Genomic DNA, 14,968 nt, shown 5'->3' with positions numbered 1-14,968 from the left:
TTCTCGGGCAGCCGCCCGCTGCTCCACAAGGATCACCACGTGGGGCTATTTGCCCTGCAGGTCCTGGATGAAGGAATCGGCCCGGCTGAGGTTCAGTGCCAGCTTGTCGCGCTTCGCGTTGGCCCGGTCAATGAAGTCAGCCAGCTTGGCACGGGCACCCGCATTGCTCGTGTCGGCGGCCAGGGCGTCGACGGTGTCCAGCAGCTCGCCCATTTCCTCCAGGGTGAATCCCAGGGGTTTCATGGAGCGGATCACGAGCATGCGCTGCAGGTCGGAGTCCGTGTAGATCCGGAAGCCGCCCTCGCTGCGGGTGGTTGCCGGAAGCAAGCCCACTTCGTCGTAGTGGCGGATCGTGCGCTGGGACAGGCCGGTGGCCTCGGCCAAGTCCCCGATGTGCATGGTTTGTTCGATCTCGACGGGCGGGGTCTTGTTCATGGGGTTCTCCTGTTCCTTGATGACCAACTCTACCCTCACGTTAGGGTAGAGTTGGTTTTGTTCGGTGCGCCGCTGCGGCCATTGCCCGCTGCGGCCATTGCCCGCCGCAGCCAACCAGTGCAAGACAAGGACGCACCGACCCCACATCATTTCATGCATCCGAGCGCCCGAGAGCGCCCATTTCCCTGTGAACGGAGCCGTCAATGGCCACGAAAACCACGGCAGGACAACCGATCCTGACCCCGGAAGAACGGCAATCCGTTCTTCGCACCCTCAAATCCCCCCGCCTGCTCAAGGCCGAGGTCTTGGCCGGGCTGGTCGTGGCCCTGGCCCTGATCCCCGAAGCCATTGCGTTTTCCATCATCGCCGGTGTCGACCCCCGCCTCGGGCTGTTCGCCTCCTTCACCATGGCCGTGTCCATCGCCTTCCTGGGCGGCCGGCCGGCCATGATTTCCGCGGCCACCGGGGCCATTGCCCTGGTCATCGCCCCCTTGGTGAAAAGCCACGGCGTGGACTACTTCATTGCCGCCGTCATCCTCGCCGGGATCTTCCAGGTCATCCTGGCCCTGCTGGGCGTGGCTAAGCTGATGCGCTTCATTCCCCGGCAGGTCATGGTCGGATTCGTCAACGCCCTGGCGATCCTGATCTTCATGTCCCAGGTCCCCGAGCTGCTCGGCGTCCCCTGGCTGGTCTACCCGCTCACGGCCTTGGGACTGCTGATCGTCTTCGGCCTGCCCAAGATCACCACCGCGGTCCCGGCGCCCCTGGTCGCCATCGTCGTCCTGACCCTCATCGCGGTCCTGGCCTCCTTGGCCGTGCCGACCGTCGGGGACAAGGGGGAAATGCCCGAGAGCCTGCCGGCCCTGTTCATGCCGAACGTGCCGCTGAACCTTGAGACCCTGCAGGTCCTGCTCCCCTACGCTTTGGCCATGGCCTTCGTGGGCCTGCTTGAATCCCTGATGACCGCCAAGCTCGTGGACGATGTCACCGACACCCGGTCGAACAAGACCCGCGAATCCTGGGGCCAGGGCGCGGCGAACATCATCACCGGATTCTTCGGCGGCATGGGCGGTTGCGCGATGATCGGCCAGACCATGATCAACGTCAAGGCCTCCGGCGCCCGCACCCGCATCTCCACCTTCCTGGCCGGAGTGTTCCTGTTGATCCTGGTGGTCGCGTTGGGCGACATCGTGGCCCTGATCCCGATGGCCGCGCTGGTGGCGGTGATGGTCTTCGTGTCCGTGGCCACCTTCGACTGGCACAGCATCAAGCCCTCCACCCTGCGCATGATGCCCAAGAGCGAAACCACCGTCATGGTCATCACCGTCATCTTCACCGTCGCCACCCACAACCTGGCCATCGGCGTCGGTGTCGGGGTGCTCACCGCCATGGTCCTGTTCGCCAACCGGGTCGCCCATCTGGTCACCGTCGAGAGGCGCATCGAGGAACACTTCGGAGAGCAAATAGCGAAGTACGAGGTGAACGGGGAACTGTTCTTCGCCTCGTCCAACGACCTCTACACCCAGTTCAACTACGTCCAGGACCCCGACCGCGTGGTCGTTGATATGTACAACTCGCACCTATGGGATGCCTCAACCATCGCCTCCCTGGATGCCATCACTGCCAAATACGCCAAATACGGCAAGACCGTGGAAATCGAGGGGCTGAACGCGGCCAGCCTGAAGATGCGCGAACGCATGGGCGGAAAACTCGGAGCCGGACACTAGCCGTATACCGTAGGGTTGATGGCAGGTGCGCCGGGAAGTCTGGTCGGCAATAACATTGTCGAACCCACCTTAAGGAGCCCATTCATGGGCATGCAACAACCTTCAAAGCGCCCCCTGATCGGCCGGGGAAGCTACCCCGAGGCCCTGCGCATCGGGGCCATCCTGCGCAAGGAGACCGTCGGCGGGGCCCTGCTGGTCATCGCCGCGGCCATCGCCCTGATCTGGGCCAACTCACCGGCCTCCGAGAGCTACTTCGCCCTGCGGGACTTCAAGATCGGCTTTGAGCCCTGGCATCTGGAACTAAGCCTGGGCGCCTGGGCCGCAGACGGCCTGCTGGCAGTCTTCTTCTTCCTGGTCGGCCTGGAGCTCAAACGGGAAATCGTTGCCGGGGACCTGCACCAGGTCAGCAAGGCCATCGTCCCGGTCGCCGCCGCGGTGGGCGGCGTCGTCGTCCCCGCCCTGATTTACGCTGCCATCAACTGGGGGAATCTCGAGACCATCTCCGGCTGGGCCATCCCCACCGCCACCGACATCGCCTTTGCCGTCGCGGTCCTGGCGGTCATCGGCTCGCATCTGCCCACCCCGCTGCGCATCTTCCTGCTGACCCTGGCCGTGGTCGATGACCTGATGGCCATCACCATCATCGCGTTCTTCTACACCGAGACGATCAACGCCCCGGCGCTGCTGTTGACCCTCATCCCGCTGGCGCTCTACGGTTTTCTTGCGCAGAAGTACCGGCGCTTCTTCGGGATGAATCCCTCGGCGGCCTGGTTCATCCTGCTGCCCATCGGCTTCGCGGCCTGGGCGCTGCTGCATGCCTCCGGCATCCACGCCACGGTCGCCGGCGTTGCCCTGGCCTTCACGATCCCGGTCCTGCACAGCACCAAGCACGGCGAACCCGCCGAGGGACCGGGGCTGGCGGAGGTCTTCGAGCATCGTTTCCGCCCGCTCTCGGCAGGAATCGCCGTTCCCCTGTTCGCCTTCTTCTCCGCAGGCGTTGCCGTCGGGGGGGTCCAGGGACTGCTCTCGGCCCTCACCGACCCGGTCGCCCTCGGCATCATCGTGGCACTCGTTCTCGGAAAGCCGATCGGGATCCTGGCCGCCACTTGGCTGACCGCCAAGTTCACCAAGGCCACCCTTGACCCCGAGCTCAAGTGGGTGGACCTGCTGGGCGTGAGCCTGCTGGCAGGCATCGGCTTCACCGTCTCCCTGCTCGTGGCCGAACTCAGCTTCGGTCTGGGCAGCCCCGCAAACGACCATGCGAAGGTCGCCATCCTTGCGGCCTCAATCCTCGCCGCGGTGCTCGCCTCAATCCTGCTCGGCAGCCGGAACCGGCAATACAAGAAACTGCAGGCCCAGGAAGCCATCGACGCGGACGCCGACGGCATCCCCGACGTTTACCAGCAAGGCCAGTAATTCCCGCCAAGAATCCGCCGTCCGTGGCCGCAAGCCGGCCACGGACGACACCTCCCAATCCCTACCGACCGCACTCCATGTTCTTCAACGCGCCACATAACGATCAGAGAAACCCGCCATTTATCGCTGCGATTCACAAACATTGAAAATTCAAGGATTTAGGCAGTCCTCAGATTCGCGCATGCCCCGCCCGCAATAAAGCCCGGTGAAGGTGGCACAAACGCTACACTCGATTCATGTCATCGCATCTGGTCGGGTACGCCCGCGTCTCCACCAACCAACAGGACCTCGCCTCGCAGCAAGCCGGACTCAAAGCCCTCGGCGTCCCGGACGAGCTGATCTACGTCGACCACGGGCTCACCGGCAGGAACCGCGAACGCCCCGGGCTGAACCAAGCCCTCGCCGCGTGCCGGGCCGGAGACACCCTGGTGGTCACCAAGCTCGACCGGCTCGCCCGCTCCCTGCCCGACGCAAGGGACATCGTCGAGGACCTCACCAAAACGAACATCAGGCTCAGCCTCGGTGGGAACGTCCATGACCCCACCGACCCCGTCGGCCGGCTGTTGTTCAACGTACTGGCCATGGTCGCCGAGTTCGAGTCCGACCTCATCCGCGCAAGAACCAGGGAAGGAATGCAGATCGCCAAGGCCAAGGGCCGGCTCCGCGGCAAACAACCCAAGCTCACACCCGCCCAGGAAAAACACCTCGTAGCCCTCCACCACGGAGGCAAGCACACCAGCGCGGAAATCTCGGAACTGTTCGGCGTCGCCAGAAGCACGGTGTACCGAATTGTTCAACGGTCGATCTAAGCAACGAAAACAGGGAAAGTCGCATTACCAGGCAACAAGATGTCTCGGCTATCTGGAGCCGATAACAGAAATGTTGAGAGGCCCACCTTCTGTTAGCACCTTCCTATTCTAGGCCGGAGTGCTTTTGGTTTCGGGAGTGAGGGCCTCAATCTCGCGGATCAGCTCAGCTACCGTCTGGTATCTCGCTGAGGGATCCGAATGGGAACATTTCTGAACGATCTGCGCGAGTCCTGATGTACCGGCTACCAAATGCTTTACTCCCTTAAAGATAAAGGACAAGATAAAACCCACCGAGTAGATGTCATTTACGGGCATAAATTCTCCGAACTTGCTCACGGCAGGATCCAACCGTGTTCCTTTGAGCTCCGTCTCAGTTTGGGTGAAGTCTGAACCTCGTTCTTTCGCTAGTCCAAAGTCCGACAGCTTAACGAGTACCGCTGTACCTTCGTAAACCTTGAGCAAAACATTCTTCACGCTCAAATCACGATGGCAGTTGCCCTTGAAGTGGATGTAGTTCAAGCCGTATAGGAACTGGAGGGCTATTCTCCGCCGCACACCGAAATCGAAACTCTCCTGGTTGTTTCGCCGACCCACATAATTTTCCAAGGTCTCATCGCAGTATTCCATCGTGTAGGACATCTCCGCCTCGTCAAAGCGATAGACCTCCACGATGTAGGGGAAGCTCAGCTTTTTCATGATCTCAAACTCGCGGCGAAAGCGTTCTACCTCACGATTATTCGATTCTCGCTTCAGCTTCTTCTTGGCAATGGGAATTCCATGGTTCGGATCAGTGAATTTGAAGACATCGGCGAATGCTCCGCTACCTACCATTTTAAGTTCCACACGGGTTCGATCCTCAAGCACCACGGTTTTATCCTCAAGCGAGAAGACCGCTGCGTACTTCTCCACTTCTACTGGAGTGAAACCATCGGGGATCGGGCTTCCGCCGCTCGAAACCAGCCATAGTTTTGAACCTTCGAGAACTCGTCGGTATTCCGAATCAATCACCAAAGACTTACCGACACGAATCAGTGCCTTATTTAGGTTAGTGATTTCTTCGATGAGCTCGATTAGATTACGGCTATTCTGGGCGTTAAAGTGTCCCCCGTTTCGCGCCTTGAAATTCATCCACTCAAACTCCGTGTCCAAACGTTCGTGGATCGAAGCAAATACTCGCGTCTCGTCGTGGAGTTTTAGGTAGAGCTGGATGTAGGTTTGATCAACCTCACGCGAATCATACTGTTTCAAGAACCGCTTCAAGCGTTCTTCTTCTACGGACACCATGACCCAAGCATAAGAGACCCCAGTCGGGCCACTACCCCCACCAGCGAACTTACAGCGGGGTTAGGGATATGACCTTCAGCAACGACTCCGATCAGGTCCGGTCAGCCAACTACGCCGGGTTCCTCGTCAAGACTGATCGCTGGACGGAACAAAGGGAGACCTCCCGCCGCGAAAATGACGGAGGTAACCCCCACCGCCAGATGCTTCCCGCCTACCTCGCCATGCTGCCGGTCTTCAATCCCATGTGGCTAAAGGATCATACGAGGGGGCTTCAGCCGGGGCCTACTTTCCGCCAATGACGTGGAGCAGAGTCTCTTGGCATTCCCGGGGCACAACTGGAAGGAGAATAGCCCATCGTGCAGACCATCGAAAATAGTACGAAAATGGATTGCCTTCCACTTCCATAAACGAACAAGAAAGTTAGGTGTGCCGAATGTCTACTTCTAGCCGACCTAAGTACTGGGAAGGCGCTCCCCGTGAACCGTGGGCCCGTGTCTATGCAACAGCAACTGAAGTGCTGGGCTCGCCAATAACACTTGCCCAACGGATCACCCTATGGGAACAGATAAGCGCAGAGCAAGCCCTCAAATTGATTGCCCAAATGCTGAACGACGTCGATACTGCATCCAAGGAAATAAGTACTCCAGACAAAAGATGGGCCGACCGAGTTCAAGAACCAAAACTACGGGCACGACTTTTGGCTACCCTAGGTCTCCGAAGTACGCTTCTCGCTCCTCAACTTTTATTACTCGCAGCGGGTGAAAGCCTCACACACTCCCCCGAGGGACCAGGCACCGGTGACTTGTCCGGTATCGACATCATTTTTCAATGCCTGCTGGGTATCGGTGACGAATCCGGCTCAGTCAGGCACGGCGCACCCTGGGGAGGATCAGATGCAGGACTGGCTTCTGAGGTAATCGCGAATTTGCATTTCAATCGTTCAGTCTCTGTGGGGCATCAACTGGCATGGACCCACAATGCATGGCTGAAATCGTGGCCAGGAGGCGCGAAAACGGCACGAGCTGTGGGGGGTCAGCCCAGGGATTTATTTCTTGAAGCTACTGGCATCGAGATAGAAGACTTCGCCGCCATTGCTATGAGTTTGTACGCGCAGGGTTCAGTGAAAGGGATTGTCCGTTTTCCCCCCGACTTTTTCACTTGGCTTGGGTTTTCTGCCGAGGTTACCGACTACTTCCTAGATGCGACATCCATCTCCCTGGAATCTCTGCGTCGTAAAATTGGCCAAAAATCTCATGGCCAGCGCTCTCAGTATGCGTTCAATGAACTGCGCCGGTTCCCACTTGTGAAGCTCACATCTGGAGAGTTGCTGGTGTTACGCACAAACTATCTCCTCCAACGAGCCCTGAGCGATGTCACATTTTTTGATGTGAGTGCTCACCTAAAAAAGTTCGATGAACAATGCGGGACAAAGCGTGATGCAGCATTTCGTTCAGCAACCAATCAGCTCCTTGAATACGAGGTCGGCGTTATCTTGCGTCGAATATTCGCAAAGACATCCGGACGGGTCTTTGCCGAAAGTGAGCTGCAACTGAGGTTCCAGAAGAGTAGAAAGAAGACCCCTAGTGTTTGCGATTTTGCAGTCAAATCCGGGAACGACTTGTTGTTGGTGGAAGTAACCGATCGAGCAATTCCAGATCCGGTTGTCAATGGTCGCGTGGATGCAGCTCTGCTTGATAAAGAACTTGGAATCGTGCTTACGGACCGCAAGGCAGGGCAACTGGATTCCACAATCAACCTGTGGAAAGAGGAAGCAGGGAGATCCCTGAGAAACAAAGTGCATCGGACCAATTTCATTCCGTTGGTGCTGACGTCATCCCGGGGGTTGCCTTGGAATCAGTTTGCTCAATCCCATATTGAGGAAAGAACCGCGGAGTATTCCGCCCTATCTGGAGATTCATGCAGCTCGTTGGCGCTGATTACGCTCAGGGATCTTCTGATCCTCGAGAACGCTTTCGAAGAAGGACACGATGTGTTCGATATTTTGAAAATGTGGAGGCAACGGAATCCAGGCCTAGGACTTGATCAATTTATGTCCACCATAGGACTGCCGCTTGATCACCCAAAATGGGAACGAGATACCTACGGCATGGTCATGGGCATGATCTTCAGCCGGTTGGGCGCTTCCGACCATGACCCACAGCCGGCTGAGGATAGAGGCCTGAGCAGCCGATAATTTGTCACGATTTTTGTCTCACGTCTGTGCAGACGACTTCCGATATTCGGTGCAGTCGTTTTCTGAAAATGGCATACAGGGTTTATTCCTCACGCTCTCGATGCGCAGACCTGACGTCAGGCTGAGGTATACCCCAGATGGGCAATTTCTTGTCTCCCGGGATCTCCAAGAAAGTTAAGGGCATGCCTGGCCATATGTTCAATGGGTGCCAAGGCATTCAGGGATATCTGGTCATTTTGGTCCAGTGCTTTAGGCTCCAACAGAAGAAAGCAGCAGGAACAAAGAACCTATCCGCTCCTGCTTTATTGCTGACGGTTATTGATCGACATCTCGATCCTGGACGGATGTCATCGTTCCATCGGCCACGGCGCTCATCCTGTAGATTCATTCAGGTCAACATGACTTGTGCTACTAATTTGGGGGAATTACCATTCGCAAAATCGTCACGTCTCTGTTGGTGCCTTTATTTGTCTTCGCGGGTCTCATTGTCGGTACGGCACCGGCAAGCGCTTCAACGATCGACTACACCCAGCCAGCGCAGCTGAGTGTCCATGAAGAAAATTGGGGCAACTGCAAGAAAAATTCTTCGTCTACCGCTGAGTGCTCAACTATTTGGTTCTATAGCCACAGGTGGCACAACATGGACGACGCCTTGTACGCACGCACCGGTAGGGTTACGGCGAAGATCAAGAATCTGTCTACAGGCAAGCTGTCACCTACTACGTACGCCAGTACAGAACCTTTTGACAGCTTCTACTTGGCGAGCATGAAAACGACTTTGGCGGTTAGCGGCAAGAACTTCCCCTACGGGAAATATGAGCTCGCTCTGACCGTCGACTACCCTGCAGGTTCATTGTGTAAAACTGCGACCTGGTGCACTCCAGTGCCTCGATATGTGGACACCTCATATTTTGAGTTCAATTGGAATGGGAAAGATGTAGGCACAGGCCAGCGGTTCAGGGCCACCGCCACTAAGAAGGTCACCAAGGCAACGACTTACTCCTCAACGAAGTCTGCTTCACACACAGCTTCGGCCTCCTACACTGCGAATGCGAACGCCACGTACAAGCGCAAGGGCAAAACATACACTGCGAAGGCCAGCCAGACGGTCACAAGGACGCATAAAGTGACCCATACTGCGAAGGAATCGATCAATAAGCTTACGGTGTCCGGAACAGCTACGAAGGCAGCAACCAGCAAGGTATCCCAGGCGGCAGCAAATGCAGCTGCGGCGACCACTGCCACGAAGGCAGCCACAGTCGCTGCGGATCAGGCGGTAAAGTCTGCCCGAGCTAAGGTTGATGCTAAGGCAACCAGCAAAGCGAAAGCGAAGATCACCACAAAGGTGAAATCGGCCGCCAAAGCAAAAGCGAAAGCAAAGATCACCAAATCGGTGAAAACCCAAACGCTTAAGACCGCCAAGGCTAAAGCATTGAGTGCGGCAAAGAGAAAAGCCGGCCTCTAGCACGACTCTGCAGGAAATCGGTGTTGGATCTGAGATTCCGCCGAGATAACTGTCAAGACACTGTCCTCATGGTTAAACACCACCGGGTTCATGCCGCTATTTTGTGGGCAACAGTGTCGGGTATCCAGTCGGACTTTTCATCCTGGTCGATTAGATCGAATTCCTTCGGCGTCAGGTGCTCCAAGGAGGATGCTCAAGTACATGGGTCACGTTGCAATTTAGGGTACTCATCGAAAAATTCCCTAAGTGGCAAATATGCCTAGATGATACACCTGCCAGGAACACCCGTACCGTCAAGGGCTATCCGCCATTCGATCGCAACAGTGCAATCGCTGCCTCGGCATCACAGACCGGTGTCTTAATATAAAGCCGTGGTCGGCCTGGTTGCGACGGATGAGTGTCGGACACATTGCTTGGAACGGCCAAGAGTGCCTCTTCCGCTGGATTCTGCGCGCCATAAGCTTCACTCTCCGGTCCAGCTGAAGATCGTATCAAAGGATCCTTTGACGAGATGTAGTTGGGGCTTGGTAGTTAGGTTGATGCAAGGAGACCAAACCAAACACGGAACCGGCGACGCGTTAGCAGATCATCCCGATTGCTTCACGAAAGCGTCCTGATCTGATTGACTGTGCTCGTGCCAGTTTGGTCAAACCCTGCGAAAGAGGATCTCCGGGCTATCGGCGACTCATCGGTCGCAGCGCAGATCATGCGGATAGCCGATCGCGACCTGCGCCCTCACGCCGATGATGCCATAGAGGGCCAACTGGATGGTGTTACGGATGGCCGATTCAGACGCTGCATTTGGGTATCCGAGCTCGCTGGCTATCTCTCATTCAATCTCGATGGTGTAGACGAATTCAGCAATCAGTCATGTGACCATTGCTTGGTCTATCGCGAGTTGACGGTAGACGAGCAGATTAACCTCAAGCAGCATCCTGGACTCGTAATCGTACGCGTCATCTCCAATGACGACCTTCTCCGACTCCTCGCAAGGAGCCATATTAATAGTTGATGCCCAACTCCCGTGCTACCTCTTCCGTATTCTGGACCTCACTGAGAGATTCATCGCCATTCAATTGGGCAACAGAATCCAGCACGGCACCAAGCACGGCAGCCTCAACGCGCTCATTCGCCAACGGTGTTATGAGAGCCACGGGCCGGCCTTGGCGAGTGATGAGCGCTGGTTCTCCCGATTCGTTGATCTCCTGAATTACCTTTGCAGTGTTCTGGTTCAGCTCACGCATGTTGTACGTGTGCGAACTCGCCACCCGAGAAACGACCGCCATCTTGTACTCCCTTCTCGTTTACAGCAAACCCCTCTAAAAATATGAGGCTAGCACATGTAGTACATATGTAGTACGGTCTAAACGAAGGAGACCCACTTGGATATTCCTACATCGACTCCAATGCCGCCCCCACCCGGAGACCACTTTGGAGCGAGGTCCGATAATCTTGCCAGCACACTAAAGTGGCTGGTTGCTTCAGCAGGGGCTATTGCTGTAGCCATCGTCGCCGGCCTTCAGCTCACTTCCCTTCAAAACTTACAACTCTGGGCTGCCCTTCTGGCTACGGTCGGCGCTGTAGGCGCCTTGACTGCCGTCGGGAGCGTGCTCTTCGGTGCCGCGCGAGTGCTCGCAGTAGACACTCCGACGGTGACAGACCTATCTAATACCGAGCTCGACGTTAAAGCCGAGAACTCCGCCGACCTAGATGCGTCAGACGACCTGGAGTCCCTGCCTCCAATACTCCGCTGGGTGTATGAACGACGCACCTCGCTGCTGGGAGAATCCAAAACGATAACGGCACTGTACACGGATGGCCTCGTAGGAACGGGCCGAGCGCTGGATCGCCTTAGGCGAAAAGAACACTCGAGCTGGGGTGGCCGTGATCTGGATCCCGAGTCGCCCTCCGACATCGCTTGGATCGAAGCTGAACGTGCCGGCGCATCGTTCCGAATCGGGCGACTTGAAGCGGCTGCGGGTTACTGGCAGAGACGTGATGCATATCAGCGTCTAATCAAGAGGGGGCCCGGGATATCAATCATGTTTTTGGCCGGAATCTTCATCTTCGCCCTTGCACCCGTCTTGGGGCCAGCGACTGTACCTTCCGAGATCAAGGAAGCGATTCCTGCACAAATCTATGTGCAGGACGCGAAAGCCGCGGGTGTCCCGTCCACCTGCCCTACTATCCTTTCGGGACAGATTGTCGGAGGGACTCTGGAGATTCCCCGAGTAGTAACCGTCCCCAAAGGACGATGCCCTGCCCTCAAGCTCACGGCACGCGACAAAGCACTGATTGTCGTGCCGACGCCGATCGTCTCGCTCGATTCCACACCATAGGAACAGATCAAGAATTCATCGCTCCTCTTCCAGCGGTCATCAAACAGACCCTTTCGTGTTGGGGCCTGTAATCACTTTCCGAAGTTGTGAGGCACAGCTGTGTCGCTTTCTCGACTCGAACGGAACTTCGTTCTCTTGGCAAAAGTTCGTTTGATGAGGTCTCAGCAGGCCAACGAAAAAGGATCTCGGGGGTTCAACCTTAGGTGGGGGAAACCTGTGGTCGAGGGGCTACGCAGTCGGGACGTAGTCCGGCCGACATGTGACTATGGTATTCACCACGCCAACCACCCCAGCGCGAACCCTGAATCGAATATGAGCGATGATTAATGGTCGGGTAAGGAATAGTCAAGTCGAGCGCCATTAGCGCGGGATGGCATCCGCCTGGACTTCTTGCGGATGAACATTTAAGATAGAGGCATGATGAAGTACGTTGACTTGTTTTCTGGCTGCGGCGGCCTTTCCCTTGGCATTGAAAGAGCCGGAGGAGACCTTTTACTGGCTGTTGAGAAATCGGATATGGCAGCCCGAACGCTTTACCACAACTTCTTCGAGCCCATCCCTGAACTCAGTGACTGGCATGCATATCTCGAACGTCCGCTGGAGCTTCAGGCCAAGCACGGAGTGGCTGTCTCAGAGCTGGGTAGAATCCTAGAAAACGACGTGATCATGGACGCACTCGCCGCCGAAAACCTGGATCTCGTAGTGGGCGGGCCTCCGTGCCAGGGTTTCTCGCTGGCTGGTCGACGGAATCCGGACGACGTCCGCAACAAGCTCCCTTGGGAGTATCTCGCTTTCGTGGAGCGTACATCGCCCAAGGCAGTAGTTATCGAAAATGTTGTGGGCATGAGTCACCGCTTCTCAACCTCCGAAGACTCGGCATTCGACCAACTTCAGCAGGCGCTGAGGGAAACCGGGCAAGGGTATGAAGTTCAGGGGGTCGCTGTAAACGCGGTGCATTATGGCGCCCCGCAGAACCGGCCGCGTCTGATGATCATTGGCCTGCGCAGCGACATCGCTGAAGCGAAGGGCGTCTTCTCCAGTGGGGCCGTTTGGCGCTCATCGTTCACCGACGAGATGACAGAATCGTCTGTGCCGCCTCTGGCGCCGAGGCCGGTGGTTACAAGGGAAGAAGCGCCTACCATTGCGGATGCGATCGCCGACCTGCAATCTGTTTTGCCTGAGGTGCACAGCGCAAGAACTGAAGAGTTCCGAAACCAGGTCCGGACCAAGGAAACTTGGGGCCTTCCCCCCGCCCCGCCCGCACAGGTAGGCCCCGGCAACCAAAACCCGCGTCGGCACGCTCCCCGAACCCAGGAGCGATTCCGCCTGTACCAATGGATGCGCGACAATTCCATTCCGCCGCGGTTGCTGACCGATATGGCACGGAAAATGGCAACCGATGACGCAGTTCTGGAATTGATGAAGAACGTGCGGTTCCCCGCGGTCGCGCTGGACGGGACGACAATAGCGGACGACAAGCACCAAATCGTGAATGTGATGCGACGGCTGGCTACAAAGAAGCATTCCCAGAAGGCGCTGAATTGGAACTCTCAGGCTCCCACGGTGGTTACGCTGCCTGACGACTATGTGCATCCTAGTGTCCCCCGGATTTTCACGGTCCGGGAGTTGGCACGGTTTCAGGGATTCCCCGACGATTTTGAGTTTCAGGGGAAGGAAACCACCGGTTCCTTGCGGCGGCGGGTTGAGGTGCCACAGTATTCGCAGGTCGGAAATGCGGTGTCGCCTTTCTTGGCGCACGCCGTGGGTAGGATGATTGCAGAAGTGCTGGATATCGGCCCAGCCGACTGAGCACCGGGGGCTGCAACAAAATGATCACACGCACGGAACTGGAAAAACGCAACATCTCGTTGCTGGTTCAGCATCAAATAAGCCACGGGTGGCTTCGTCCATCCCAGCTTGGTCTGGATAAGGCGATTCTCGATGCAACCATTCCGTTCAGGGACTTTCTTCTGGAGGCGGACCTCCACGACTTCACCCGGCAGGAGCTGGGTCCTGATCACAAGGTCATTGTTCCCGCTGTTCTCATGCACCCGACTGGCCAGCTGGTGGAATCAACGGCTTCCCTATACCAGACCAAGCGCGGGGACCGCAGGGTCTGGATAAAGAACCTTCCCGACATTGCCGGAGCCGGCGACCTGGTGTTGTGCATCCGACGCGGAAATGGTCTGGGTCTTGTCAACGCTTCACGGGAAAACCTTCACGATTCGCTGATCCTTGCCGACGAAGCATCGTCGGGCAAGGAGTCCGTAGAACCGCCACCTGTGGAACCCAGTGTCTTCCCGGAACTTTTCGCGAAGCTCAAGACAGTGGCTCAAAAGGGCTTCATTGCGGCACCAGTCGAAGGATCGACGTCTGTGGGCCGGTTGCTCGAGTCCGAGCTTGGGATCCAAATGAACTCGTCAAAGACGGCTGATTACCACGGTATCGAGATCAAATCAGCGAGGTCGGGCAGCAGACGCGCCACGATGTTCGCTCAGGTCCCAGACTGGACGCGAAGCGCGTACGCCGGTTCTGGTCAATTGCTCAATGCCTTCGGCAGCGAAAAGGCCGGGGAGCGTTCCCTCTCGTGCACAATTAGTGCAAAAAAGGCCAATACACAGGAGTTGTACCTTCAAATCGATCGCGACGCTGACCTGCTCCGGATTCGCCAGAACGAATTGAGCCCCCGCGAAGTCGTGCTGTGGGATATGGCCCAGTTGCAGGACCGCCTGATGAGCAAACACGCCGAATCCGTCTGGGTAGAGGCCGCCGTCCAACGGATTGGGGATCAGGAATACTTCCGGTTCCACAGAGTGCAACACACCCGCAATCCGCGGCCAGAAGAGCTGATCGGGTTGATCAGGAAGGGTGCGGTGACGGTAGATTTTCTCATCCGAGAAGCCGGGGACCACGGCTATCTCTTCAAGATACTTCTCGACGAACTGAGCTCCCTTTTCGCCCACTCTAAGGCATACCGGCTCGCCTAACGGAGGCCGCCGATCACAGGATTTACAAGAGACGCTTCATGCCTGAGATGGTTCAAGCTTGACAAGCGTGAAGAAATTCCTATAAGTTTCAACCACATGACACGTGCTTCCCGCAATGCGGGGAACTACCAAGTCAGTGCATGCAAATTGGATCCAGCTTTGTCCGGACCGTGAGCATGAGTGACTGAACGCAGATCAGGGACGCGCGTGCCCCATGTGCTCCATGACGCCTATTCGGGCGTCCGAGCCGATATGGGTTTCTCGCCTCGGCGGGCTACCCGAAACCGGAATCAAATCGGTTCCGGCAGGGAC

Annotated in this window: 11 protein-coding genes; 8 read left to right on the top strand and 3 right to left on the bottom strand. The window is 57.0% G+C overall.

The window, feature by feature from the left end; genetic code table 11:
• Positions 1–45 precede the first annotated feature (45 nt).
• Positions 46–435: a helix-turn-helix domain-containing protein gene (locus Q2T94_RS07615; protein ID WP_149620805.1), complete on the bottom strand. Its 390-nt coding sequence runs from the start codon at positions 433–435 to the stop codon at positions 46–48.
• A gap of 203 nt (positions 436–638) precedes the next feature.
• Between Q2T94_RS07615 and Q2T94_RS07610 the strand changes: the two genes are divergently transcribed.
• The 3 genes from Q2T94_RS07610 (at position 639) to Q2T94_RS07600 (ending at position 4,387) form a co-directional block, all read left to right on the top strand.
• On the top strand, positions 639–2,162 hold the full coding sequence (locus Q2T94_RS07610; RefSeq protein ID WP_302263523.1) for a SulP family inorganic anion transporter: 1,524 nt from the start codon (positions 639–641) through the stop codon (positions 2,160–2,162).
• An 84-nt stretch (positions 2,163–2,246) separates the two neighbouring features.
• A complete protein-coding gene (nhaA, locus tag Q2T94_RS07605; protein WP_149620803.1) occupies positions 2,247–3,578 on the top strand; it encodes a Na+/H+ antiporter NhaA in 1,332 nt (443 codons plus the stop codon).
• A gap of 236 nt (positions 3,579–3,814) precedes the next feature.
• On the top strand, positions 3,815–4,387 hold the full coding sequence (locus Q2T94_RS07600) for a recombinase family protein (RefSeq protein WP_302263522.1): 573 nt from the start codon (positions 3,815–3,817) through the stop codon (positions 4,385–4,387).
• 108 nt (positions 4,388–4,495) lie between these two features.
• On the opposite strand, the gene Q2T94_RS07595 is transcribed toward Q2T94_RS07600, so the two are convergent.
• Positions 4,496–5,671, bottom strand: coding sequence for a protein kinase domain-containing protein (locus Q2T94_RS07595; protein WP_302263521.1), 1,176 nt, complete (start codon positions 5,669–5,671; stop codon positions 4,496–4,498).
• Positions 5,672–6,104: 433 nt separating this feature from the next.
• Between Q2T94_RS07595 and Q2T94_RS07590 the strand changes: the two genes are divergently transcribed.
• Positions 6,105–7,865 carry a hypothetical protein gene (locus Q2T94_RS07590; RefSeq protein ID WP_302263520.1) on the top strand — a complete coding sequence of 587 codons (1,761 nt, stop codon included), beginning with the start codon at positions 6,105–6,107 and terminating at the stop codon, positions 7,863–7,865.
• Positions 7,866–8,505: 640 nt separating this feature from the next.
• On the top strand, positions 8,506–9,330 hold the full coding sequence (locus tag Q2T94_RS07585; RefSeq protein ID WP_302263519.1) for a hypothetical protein: 825 nt from the start codon (positions 8,506–8,508) through the stop codon (positions 9,328–9,330).
• Positions 9,331–10,331: 1,001 nt separating this feature from the next.
• Here the strand turns inward: Q2T94_RS07585 and Q2T94_RS07580 are convergent.
• The gene (locus Q2T94_RS07580) at positions 10,332–10,616 is read right to left on the bottom strand and encodes a type II toxin-antitoxin system Phd/YefM family antitoxin (protein ID WP_302263518.1); all 285 of its coding nucleotides are present in this window, start codon (positions 10,614–10,616) and stop codon (positions 10,332–10,334) included.
• Between the two features lie 756 nt (positions 10,617–11,372).
• Between Q2T94_RS07580 and Q2T94_RS07575 the strand changes: the two genes are divergently transcribed.
• From Q2T94_RS07575 to Q2T94_RS07565, 3 genes are all read left to right on the top strand, one after another.
• The gene (locus Q2T94_RS07575) at positions 11,373–11,669 is read left to right on the top strand and encodes a hypothetical protein (protein ID WP_302263517.1); all 297 of its coding nucleotides are present in this window, start codon (positions 11,373–11,375) and stop codon (positions 11,667–11,669) included.
• A gap of 417 nt (positions 11,670–12,086) precedes the next feature.
• Entirely contained in the window at positions 12,087–13,478 is a 1,392-nt protein-coding gene (locus Q2T94_RS07570; RefSeq protein WP_302263516.1) for a DNA cytosine methyltransferase, read from the top strand.
• Positions 13,479–13,498: 20 nt separating this feature from the next.
• Complete coding sequence (locus Q2T94_RS07565; RefSeq protein ID WP_302263515.1) at positions 13,499–14,656, top strand: MvaI/BcnI family restriction endonuclease; 1,158 nt, start codon at positions 13,499–13,501, stop codon at positions 14,654–14,656.
• The last annotated feature ends 312 nt before the right edge of the window (positions 14,657–14,968 follow it).

Origin of the sequence: Paeniglutamicibacter sulfureus, from assembly GCF_030512175.1 — a bacterium.
GTDB lineage: Bacteria > Actinomycetota > Actinomycetes > Actinomycetales > Micrococcaceae > Paeniglutamicibacter > Paeniglutamicibacter sulfureus.
This window is presented reverse-complemented; position numbering and strand designations above follow the sequence as displayed.